Annotated in this window: 10 protein-coding genes; 8 read left to right on the top strand and 2 right to left on the bottom strand. The window is 72.2% G+C overall.

What is annotated here, in order from left to right:
* On the top strand, window positions 1-191 hold a 191-nt coding region (locus tag FFT21_RS22100), incomplete at its 5' end, for a transposase family protein (protein WP_137813614.1).
* A gap of 17 nt (window positions 192-208) precedes the next feature.
* Here the strand turns inward: FFT21_RS22100 and FFT21_RS22095 are convergent.
* Window positions 209-721 (bottom strand): amino-acid N-acetyltransferase, encoded by a 513-nt coding sequence (locus tag FFT21_RS22095; RefSeq protein WP_137815837.1) that lies wholly within the window; start codon window positions 719-721, stop codon window positions 209-211.
* Window positions 722-955: 234 nt separating this feature from the next.
* Between FFT21_RS22095 and rimO the strand changes: the two genes are divergently transcribed.
* The 7 genes from rimO to FFT21_RS22060 all read left to right on the top strand — a co-directional run bounded on the left by rimO (window position 956) and on the right by FFT21_RS22060 (window position 7,974).
* On the top strand, window positions 956-2,383 hold the full coding sequence (rimO, locus tag FFT21_RS22090; RefSeq protein WP_137815836.1) for a 30S ribosomal protein S12 methylthiotransferase RimO: 1,428 nt from the start codon (window positions 956-958) through the stop codon (window positions 2,381-2,383).
* Between the two features lie 64 nt (window positions 2,384-2,447).
* Window positions 2,448-3,128 carry a CDP-diacylglycerol--glycerol-3-phosphate 3-phosphatidyltransferase gene (gene pgsA / locus FFT21_RS22085; RefSeq protein WP_192909687.1) on the top strand — a complete coding sequence of 227 codons (681 nt, stop codon included), beginning with the start codon at window positions 2,448-2,450 and terminating at the stop codon, window positions 3,126-3,128.
* 44 nt (window positions 3,129-3,172) lie between these two features.
* Window positions 3,173-3,643: a CinA family protein gene (locus FFT21_RS22080; RefSeq protein ID WP_371856850.1), complete on the top strand. Its 471-nt coding sequence runs from the start codon at window positions 3,173-3,175 to the stop codon at window positions 3,641-3,643.
* 260 nt (window positions 3,644-3,903) lie between these two features.
* Window positions 3,904-4,365 (top strand): helix-turn-helix domain-containing protein, encoded by a 462-nt coding sequence (locus tag FFT21_RS22075; RefSeq protein WP_137815835.1) that lies wholly within the window; start codon window positions 3,904-3,906, stop codon window positions 4,363-4,365.
* Between the two features lie 171 nt (window positions 4,366-4,536).
* On the top strand, window positions 4,537-5,415 hold the full coding sequence (locus FFT21_RS22070) for a PspA/IM30 family protein (protein ID WP_137815834.1): 879 nt from the start codon (window positions 4,537-4,539) through the stop codon (window positions 5,413-5,415).
* Between the two features lie 86 nt (window positions 5,416-5,501).
* Window positions 5,502-6,299 (top strand): phage shock envelope stress response protein PspM, encoded by a 798-nt coding sequence (pspM, locus tag FFT21_RS22065; protein ID WP_137815833.1) that lies wholly within the window; start codon window positions 5,502-5,504, stop codon window positions 6,297-6,299.
* Between the two features lie 418 nt (window positions 6,300-6,717).
* Complete coding sequence (locus FFT21_RS22060) at window positions 6,718-7,974, top strand: uracil-xanthine permease family protein (RefSeq protein WP_137815832.1); 1,257 nt, start codon at window positions 6,718-6,720, stop codon at window positions 7,972-7,974.
* Between the two features lie 10 nt (window positions 7,975-7,984).
* Here FFT21_RS22060 and FFT21_RS22055 read toward each other — a convergent pair whose 3' ends face one another.
* On the bottom strand, window positions 7,985-9,043 hold the full coding sequence (locus FFT21_RS22055) for a quinone-dependent dihydroorotate dehydrogenase (protein ID WP_137815831.1): 1,059 nt from the start codon (window positions 9,041-9,043) through the stop codon (window positions 7,985-7,987).
* Window positions 9,044-9,074 lie beyond the last annotated feature (31 nt).

The raw sequence follows: 9,074 nt of genomic DNA, 5'->3' as shown, positions 1-9,074 counted from the left end.
GTGGCGAGCTCTCTATCGGCGACAAGGCAAACAACAGGGTGATCTCCTCACTGCGCTCTGCCGTCGAACGATGCATCGCCCATGTCAAGAACTGGAAGATACTTGCCACCGGCTTTCGAGGGCACCTCGCCGAGCTTCCGAATGTCATCCGAATCGTCACCGCACTGGAGTTCTACCGACTTGGCTGGTAAGGGCTCTGAATAACGCTCTATCCGGAAGTGCTCAGTTCCAACAACATCCGGGTGTTACCGAGCGTGTTGGGTTTGGCGTAGGGAAGATCGAGGAATTCGGCCACGCCCTCGTCCGCCGAACGCCGCATCTCGTCGTACACCTCAGGCGGCACCGGCGTTCCGTTGATCGCCACGAAACCGTGCCGGGCGAAGAACTCCGTCTCGAAGGTGAGCACGAAGATCCGGCTCAGTCCGAGGTCGCCGGCCACCTCGATGAGCCGGTCGACGATGGCGTGACCGATGCCTCGGCCCAGCGCGTGCGGGGCCACGGCCACGGTGCGGATCTCCGCGAGGTCCTCCCACAGCACGTGCAGCGCGCCGCAGCCGACCACCTCGCCGCCGTCCTCGGCCACCCAGAACTCCTGGACGTCCTCGTACAGCGTGACCAGCGCCTTCTCCAGCAACACCTTGCCCGCGTACTGGTCCACCAGCGCCTTCATCGCCCGCACGTCGCCGGTGCGAGCACGACGCACGACGATGCGATCGTTCACGTCGCAAACCTATCGGCCCGGTCGAACGCATTCCGCCCGCCTCCCACCCACGCGGCGGCGCCGACAACCTTGCGCCCCACGTGCGGTCCGCCGTCGAGCAGGGCCGGCGGCTGCAGGTCGCGGGAAGCAACCATCTGGGCAACCCATCCACCGGCGTCTGGCGTCTGGTAGTGCGGGTACTGCCTGGCGGTGCGGGACATTGATCGGGATTTCGGGGCGGCTACCCTGAGCCACGTGTCGTCTTCGTCAAGCCCGCGTCGCGTCGCCCTGCTCACCCTCGGGTGCGCCCGCAATGAGGTGGACTCCGAGGAGTTGGCCGGGCGCCTGTCCGCGGACGGGTGGGAACTCGTCGACGCCGACGAGGGCAGCGCGGACGTCGTGGTGGTGAACACCTGCGGGTTCGTGGAGTCGGCCAAGAAGGACTCGGTGGACACCCTGCTGGCCGCCGCGGACACCGGCGCCAAGGTGGTCGCCGTGGGCTGCCTGGCTGAGCGCTACGGCGCCGAGCTGGCCGAGCACCTGCCCGAGGCGGACGCCGTGCTCGGCTTCGACCACTACCCGCAGCTCACCGACCGGCTCACCGACGTGCTGGCCGGCCGGCACATCCAGCCGCACACCCCGGTGGACCGCAGAACCCTGCTGCCCATCAGCCCGGTGCGGCGGCCGGCCGCCTCCGACGGCGTCGCGCTGCCCGGTCACGGCTGGGGGCCGAGGACGCTTCGCAAACGGTTGGACGACGCCCCGGTGGCCGCGCTGAAGATCGCCTCCGGCTGCGACCGGCGCTGCTCGTTTTGCGCCATCCCGTCCTTCCGCGGCGCGTTCGTGTCGCGGCCGCCCGAGGACGTGCTCGGCGAGGCAGCCTGGCTGGCCCAGCACGGCGCCCGGGAACTGTTCCTGGTCAGCGAGAACTCCACGTCGTACGGCAAGGATCTGGGCGATCCGCGGGCGCTGGAGACGCTGCTGCCCAAGCTGGCCGCCACCCCCGGCGTGGACCGGGTTCGGGTGTCCTACCTGCAGCCCGCGGAGACCCGGCCGGGACTGGTGCGCACGATCGCCACCACGCCTGGCGTGGCCGACTACTTCGACCTGTCCTTCCAGCACGCCAGTGCCGCCGTGCTGCGCCGCATGCGCCGGTTCGGCTCCAACGAGTCGTTCCTGGCCCTGATCGAGCAGATCCGCGAGCTGTCCCCGGCCGCGGGCATCCGGACCAACGTCATCGTCGGCTTCCCCGGGGAGACCGAGGAAGACCTCGCCGAACTGGAACGGTTCCTCACCGCGGCCCGGATGGACGCCGTCGGCGTGTTCGGCTACTCCGACGAGGACGGCACCGAGGCCGAGGGCTTCGACGGCAAGCTGGACGCCGACACCGTCGCGGAGCGGGTGGGCCGAATCTCCGCGCTGGTCGAGGAACTGACCGCGCAGCGGGCCGAGGACCGCGTCGGCGAGGACGTGGTGGTGCTCGTCGAACGCGCCGAGTCGGCGGACACCGACTGCGCCGGGCGCGCCGCGCACCAGGGGCCGGACGTGGACGGCGAGTGCGTGCTCACCGACGGCGCCGGCCTGGCCGTCGGTGACCTGGTGCGTTGCCGGGTGGACGCGGCCGAGGGCGTCGACCTGGTGGTCAGCCCACTGGAGGTGCTGCCGAGGGGTGGTCCGGTGTGAGCAGCCCGGTGGCAGGCCGCGGCACCTGGGGCGACCACCGCGCGAGGCCGCGGGAGGTGCAGCAGTGAGTAGCGCCGCGCACGGCGGTTCGGACGATCCCCGCCCCGGCCCCAGCGCCGGTGCGGCGGCCGAGGGAGCCGGCGGAGCGCGGCCGGAACCCGCCCCGGGCGCGGCGACCACCGTGCCGCTGTTCAATGTCGCGAACGTACTGACGCTGAGCCGGCTGGTGCTGGTCCCGGTGTTCCTGGTGACCCTGTTCCAGGACGGTGGTCACCAGGCCGGCTGGCGGGCCGTCGCGACCGCGGTGTTCGCGCTGGCCTCGCTGACCGACCGGCTGGACGGCGACTTGGCCCGGCGGCGTGGCCTGGTCACCGACGTCGGCAAGATCGCCGACCCGATCGCGGACAAGGCGCTCACCGGATCGGCGCTGGTCGGTCTCAGCCTGCTCGGCGACCTGCCCTGGTGGGTGACCGTGGTGATCGCGGTGCGGGAGATCGGGGTGACGCTGCTGCGGTTCGCGGTGATCCGGTACGGGGTGATCCCGGCCAGCCGCGGCGGCAAGGCCAAGACGCTGCTCCAGGTGGTCGCGATCGGGCTCTACCTGCTGCCCCTGCCAGAGCTGGCGGAGCCGGTGCGCTGGGTGGCCATGGGCGCCGCCGTGCTGCTCACCGTGGTCACCGGCGCCGACTACCTGGTGCGCGCGCTGCGGCTGTGGGTACGCGGGCGCGGTGCCGTGGCCCCGTGAACGCCGGGCCACCCGTGGACGATCCGCTGCTGGCCGCCCTCGGCGTGCCCGGCGAGGAGGTCGCTGCACTGGTGGCGACGCTGCGCGAGCGCGGCGAGACGGTGGCCACCGCCGAGTCGCTGACCGCCGGCCTGGTCTGCGGGGCGCTCACCACGGTCCCCGGGTCCAGCGCGGTGCTGCGCGGCGGGCTGGTGGTGTACGCCACGGACCTCAAGGCCGGCCTGGCCGGGGTGGACGCCGGCCTGCTGGCCACCGTGGGTGCGGTGCACGCCGAGGTGGCCGCGCAACTCGCCGCGGGCGCGCGGCGGACCTGCGGGGCGACCTGGGGGTTGGGTCTGACCGGGGTCGCCGGCCCCGACCCGCAGGACGGGGTGGCGCCGGGCACGGTGTACCTCGCGGTGTCCGGGCCGGGCACCGAGACCGGCCGGAAGATCCGGCGGGACGGCGACCGGCACGCCGTGCGCGGCGCCGCCGTGCGCGCCGGCCTGCACCTGCTCGCCGGTTGCCTTCGGTAGCCCGAACGCGGTAACGCGCGGCCGCGTGCGCCATGCCGGGACGCGAAGGCGACGGTAAGGGCCCGGACCGACCCAAGTGCCGACCCCGAGCCCGGCGGACGTGCGTGACCTGCGACAATAGGCGTAGTGTCCGGCGAACGTGGGAACATCCGGACCACGTAGATCGTTCGCCCTTGGCGGACGCCCTGATGAACTCACTGCCGGGTGGTGGTGTTGCTCGGTAACGTTGAGGCACGGGCCAGGCTGGAAGGAGGCGCGCGATGACCGTGCTGCTGCGGGAGGCGATCGGTGATCGGCTCCGCCATGCCCGCACGTCCCAACAGCGCACGCTGCGCGAGGTCTCCCGAGCAGCCCGAGTCAGCCTCGGCTACCTGTCGGAGGTCGAACGCGGGCGCAAGGAGCCGTCCAGCGAGTTGCTCGCGGCGATCTGCGAGGCGCTCGACCTGCGGCTGTCCGAACTGCTGCACCGGGTCGCCGCCGATGTGGACGCGGTCGAGGGCGTGACCTCCGGGGAGTCGGTGCCGCCTCGGGTGCCCGAGCCCGAGTCCGCGCGTCAACCGGCGCCCGCCGAGGCATCGGCGGGGGACGGCCGCCTGGAGTGCGGCGAGTTGGTATCCGCCTCGGTCGGCGAGGAACTGTGCGACCTGCGGCTGGAGCCCATGCTCAGCCACCGGTTGAGCACCCCGCTCGGCGACGCGCGCGGCGTCGTGGTGGCCGCCTGAGGAGGACCGTGCTCGTCTCCCCGCTGACGGATCAGGGTGATCCCGGATATCTCTCGGGTTCGGTGGAAGCCGGTCGGCGCACCTGACACGATGGAACCAGCACCGGCCCCGGGTCGTTTGCCTGGGCGCGGCGGCTTGAACCCGGGAGCATCAAGAAAGCAGGCGGAGGAGATGGCCAATCCGTTCGTGAAGCTCTGGAAGTACCTGATGGCGTCGTTCTCGTCCAAGGTCGACGAGTACGCCGATCCAAAGGTGCAGATCCAGCAGGCCATCGAGGAGGCGCAGCGGCAGCACCAGGCGCTCTCCCAGCAGGCCGCGGCGGTCATCGGCAACCAGCGCCAACTGGAGATGAAGCTGAACCGCCAGCTCGGTGAGGTCGAGAAGCTCCAGGCTTCGGCGCGGCAGGCCCTGGTCCTCGCGGACGAGGCGCGGGCCAAGGGGGAGGAGCAGCGGGCGCAGGAGTTCGAGAACGCCGCGCAGTCCTTCGCCACTCAGCTGGTCACCGCCGAGCAGGGCATCGAGGACCTCAAGACCCTGCACGACCAGGCCCTGCAGGCGGCCACCCAGGCCAAGCAGGCGGTCGAGCGGAACGCCATGGTGCTGCAGCAGAAGCTCGCCGAGCGCACCAAGCTGCTCAGCCAGCTCGAGCAGGCCAAGATGCAGGAGCAGGTGTCCGCGTCGCTCCGCCAGATGACCGAGCTGGCGGCCCCGGGCAGCACCCCCTCGCTGGAGGAGGTCCGGGACAAGATCGAGAAGCGGTACGCGACCGCGGTTGGCTCGGCCGAGCTGGCGCAGAACTCGGTGCAGGGCCGAATGCTCGAGGTCCAGCAGTCCACCACCGAGATGGCCGGCTCCAGCCGGCTGGAGCAGATCCGTGCGTCGCTGCGCGGCGGCTCCGTGGCTGGTCAGGTCGAGGGCGGTAGCCAGTCCTCCGGCACGCCCGCGGTGTCGAACAACCAGAACGCGCCGAGCCAGAGCATCCAGCAGGAGATCCAGCAGCGGGTGCAGCAGGCCAGCCAGCGCAACTCGCAGCAGGCGGACGGGGCCTGACCGGCGAGGCCGTCGGGACGGCCGCCAGCAGTCCGTTGTCCCCGGGCCGCGGTGGCCGCCGCGCCGGGATCGAGCTGGGTAGGTGGATGGTGGGGTCGCGCGGGGCGGAGTTCTGGGAGCTGCGGCAGCTCGTCGAGCGGCAGGTGCGTGGCCAGGTCGCCGAGCAGCTCCGGCGCAAGGTCGCCGAGTGGCGCGACCCGCGGGCCCGGCTGCTGCGGCGCCGGCGCCGGGCGGTGCGGGCCACCGGCGCGTGGGCCACGCTGACCGCGGCACTGGCCGGCGGCAGCGGCCTGGAGATCGCGGTGGCGCACTCGCCGGTCGGCGCCGTGGTGCTGGGCGGGTTCGCCGCGGGCACCGCCGTTGTCGGGGCCAGGTCCGGGGCCCGCGCCTACCGCCTGCACCGCACGCCGCTGCCCGACCCGCCCCCGCAGCCGGTCAGCCTGCCGCCGCGCGAGTCCGTGGCCCGGGAGCCGATGGAGCGGCTGGCCGCTGCGGAGAGCAGCCTGGAGGAACTGCTGCGCCAACTGTCCCGGCCGATCGGCGGCGTGCCGCAGGTGCCGGCCGAGTCGGTGGCGCAGGCCAGGGCCACCGCGGCGGAGGCGGCGGCCGCGCTGCGCGAGGCGGCGGAGCAGTTGCGCGCCGTGGAGCGGGCCAGGGAGCACGCGCCGCCGCTGGAGCGGGGCCCGCTGGTCGAGGGGGTCAGGCGGCTGCGCGCCCAGCTCGACGAGGGGGTGGACGGCTACGGCAGCCTGGTCGCCGCGGCGGGCCGGGCGGTGGCGGCCAGTTCCCAGGCGATGCCTCGGCGGGCGCTCGAGGACGCCACCGACCACCTCGCCGGCCTGGCTGCCGCGTTGCGCGAGCTGTCCCACGGTTCGCCGAGCTGATCGGCACCGGGAACGCGGCTCGGTGGGTGTCAGTGCTTGTTCCTGAACGCGCGCCGCGATCGCGTCGCCGGGGCGCGATCGGACCCGCACTCCGGTCGTGCCTGATCAGGCGCCCCGTCACCGCGATCGCGGGGCTTCGCCCTGGCGCGTTCCGACACTCGTCACCGCAGGATCGGTCCGGTTCCGGAACAGGCTGTCAGTGGCATGTCAGCCGCTGACCGGGTGGCGGGTGCCGCACGAGGCCATGTGAACCAGAACACAGTGGCTCACGTAGGGTATTTGAAGTGAACCGGACAGTGGGATGAAGCTGACCGGCGACAAGGCATTGGTGTGAATTACGGATCGTTATCTAGTCACAACCGCTACGTGGCGTGGCAGTATCCCTGGGGCGAACGAGGGACTGCCGGGAGGGGCGCACGTGGCGCTGTGGACCGTGCACGGCGACGGTCGGCGGGTGACCGAAGGTGAGGTGGTGTCACCCGACGAGCGGCTGAGCTGGCCGCTCACCATCGGTCTCGGCTTACAGCACGTGGTGGCCATGTTCGGCGCCACCGTGCTGGTTCCCACCCTCACCGGGCTGCCGCCCACCACGACCCTGCTGTTCTCCGGGGTCGGCACACTGCTGTTCCTGGTCCTCACCCGCAACCGGGTGCCCAGCTACCTGGGTTCGTCGTTCGCGTTCATCGCCCCGCTCACCGCCGCCCGGGAGCAGGGCATGGCCGCGCAACTGGGCGGCGTGCTCACCGCTGGACTGGTGCTGATCGCGGTCGGCGTCGCGGTCAAGGCGTTGGGCGTGCGGTTGCTCGACTCGCTGATGCCGCCGGTGGTCACCGGCGCCGTGGTAATTCTGGTCGGGCTCAACCTGGCGCCCCAGGCGACCCGGATGTACCAGGCGCAGCCGCTGGTGGCCACGGTCACCGTGGGCATCATCCTGCTCGCCGCCGTGCTCGGCCGCGGCCTGCTGTCCCGGACCGCGGTGCTGCTCGGCGTGCTCGCCGGCTGGCTGGTCGGCGCGCTGGGCGGTGCCCTCGACGCGGACAAGCTGAGCCGGCTGCGCGCCGCCGACTGGTTCGGCGTGCCCGCGCTGCACGGTCCCGAACTGCGCCCCTCAGTGGTCGTGCTGGTACTGCCGGTGGTGATCGTGCTGGTCGCGGAGAACGTCGGCCACGTCAAGGCGGTGGCCGCGGTGACCGGCCGCAACCTGGACGGCAGCGTCGGCGACGCGCTGATCGGCGACGGCCTGGCCACCACGTTAGCGGGGCTCGGCGGCGGCTCGGGCACCACGACCTACGCGGAGAACATCGGAGTCATGGCGGCCACCAGGGTGTACTCCACCGCCGCCTACGCGGTCGCCGCGGTGAGCGCGGTGCTGCTGTCCTTCTCCCCGAAGATCGGCGCCCTGGTGGACACCGTGCCGACCGGCGTGCTCGGCGGGGCCACCCTGGTGCTGTACGGGCTGATCGGCATGGTGGGCGTGCGGATCTGGGTGGAGAACCGGGTGCACTTCGGCGACCCGGTGAACCTCATGGTGGTGGCCGTCGCCCTGGTCGCCGGGATCGGTGACCTGACGCTCAGCGTCGGCGGGGTCCAGCTCGGCGGCATCGCCTGGGGTTCGCTGGCGATCGTGCTGCTGCATCCGATCCTGCGCCGGGCCCGGCGGTCGCGCGCCGCCTAGTCCCGGCCGCCTACCCCCGGGCGAGCGCCCGGTTGATCCGCCGTACCAGGGCGGGCCCCTCGTAGATGAAGCCGGTGAACACCTGGATCAGGCTGGCACCCGCGTCGAACATCCGCTTCGCGTCGTCCGGGCCGAAGATGCCGCCCACGCCCACGATCGGCAGCCGCCCCTCGGTCTCCTTGCTGATCAGCGCGACCACCTCGAGCGCCCGCGCGGCCAGCGGGCGACCGCTCAGCCCACCCTGCTCCCTGGCCGCCGCCGCGTCCGACTCCGCCAGGCCGCGCCGGTCCAACGTGGTGTTGGTGGCGATCACGCCGCTGATCCGCCGGTCCAGGCAGACCTGCACGAGTTCCCGGATCGCGGTGTCGGGCAGGTCGGGCGCGACCTTCACCAGCAGCGGCTTCGGCGGCTTGCCCTGGATGCTGGCCAGCCGGTTGGTGTCGATGCGCAGCGCCTCCAGCAACTCGGACAGCGCCGCGCGGTCCTGCAGCCCGCGCAGCCCGGGCGTGTTCGGCGAGCTGACGTTGACCGCGAAGTAGTCGCCGTACGGGTAGAGCGTGCGCAGCGAGTACCGGTAGTCCTCGATCGCTTCCGCCACCGGCGTGGCCTTGGACTTGCCGATGCTGATGCCCAGCGGGACGACCCGGTGGGCGTGCATGCGCAGCCGGGTGGCCAGCGCGTCCGCGCCCTCGTTGTTGAACCCCATCCGGTTGATCACGGCCTCGCTGTCCGGCAGCCGGAACAGCCGCGGCTTCGGGTTGCCCGGCTGCGCGTACCTGGTCACCGTGCCGATCTCGACGAAACCGAACCCCAGCGCCGCCCACGCCGGCAGCACCACGCCGTTCTTGTCCATCCCCGCGGCCAACCCGACCGGGTTGGGGAACCGGAGCCCGAACACGGTGCGCTCCAGCTTCGGCGAGCGCACCGCGTACCACCGGCGCAGCGCGGCGAGCTGGGCGCGCGAGTTGCAGATCTCGGAGAGGGCGTCGAGCGTCCACTCGTGCGCCGCCTCGGCGTCGCCCCCCTGCATGCGGAACAGCGACCTGCGAACGAGCTGCTTGTAGATCACGCTGGCCGTGTCCCTCCACTTCGGATCGAAG

It is taken from the genome of Gandjariella thermophila (genome assembly GCF_005405885.1).
GTDB classification, from domain to species: Bacteria; Actinomycetota; Actinomycetes; order Mycobacteriales; family Pseudonocardiaceae; genus Gandjariella; species Gandjariella thermophila.
Note: the sequence above shows the minus strand (reverse complement) of the source record. Positions and strands in the feature narration are given on the sequence as shown.

Coding starts and splice junctions, on each gene's coding strand:
- FFT21_RS22075 (WP_137815835.1), top strand. CDS start 3,904: ATGACCGTGCTGCTGCGGGAGGCGATCGGTGATCGGCTCCGCCATGCC.
- FFT21_RS22070 (WP_137815834.1), top strand. CDS start 4,537: ATGGCCAATCCGTTCGTGAAGCTCTGGAAGTACCTGATGGCGTCGTTC.
- pspM (WP_137815833.1), top strand. CDS start 5,502: ATGGTGGGGTCGCGCGGGGCGGAGTTCTGGGAGCTGCGGCAGCTCGTC.